This window comes from Shinella sp. M31 (genome assembly GCF_049199205.1).
GTDB lineage: Bacteria > Pseudomonadota > Alphaproteobacteria > Rhizobiales > Rhizobiaceae > Shinella.
This window is the reverse complement of the sequence record NZ_JBLZPH010000192.1, coordinates 1-239: the sequence shown is the minus strand read 5'-3', so window position 1 is coordinate 239 and position 239 is coordinate 1. Positions and strand designations below refer to the sequence as shown.

The 239-nt window shown below is 56.1% G+C and carries 1 protein-coding gene; it reads right to left on the bottom strand.

What is annotated here, in order from left to right; genetic code table 11:
• Positions 1 to 228: DUF982 domain-containing protein (locus ACOZKU_RS27710; RefSeq protein ID WP_421581604.1), on the bottom strand; the 228-nt coding region annotated here is incomplete at its 3' end.
• Between the last annotated feature and the right edge of the window lie 11 nt (positions 229 to 239).

Genomic DNA, 239 nt, shown 5'->3' with positions numbered 1-239 from the left:
GCCCTTTCTCTTCGCGAAGGACCGAATGGCGTCGCGCGCAACCTTCAACGGCTTGTGCCCATCCCAGGCCATGTAGCAGGTCTTCAAGGTCGCATCATGAACCAGGTCGCGATCGTGTTGCGGCCAATCCTCCAGAAGATCGATGGCGTCGCCCAGACAGGCCACTTCGCGAACCAGTTCTTTGCGTTCCAGAATATAAACCGGCCGATCGAAAACTTTCGAGTTCATCTCTACCTCAC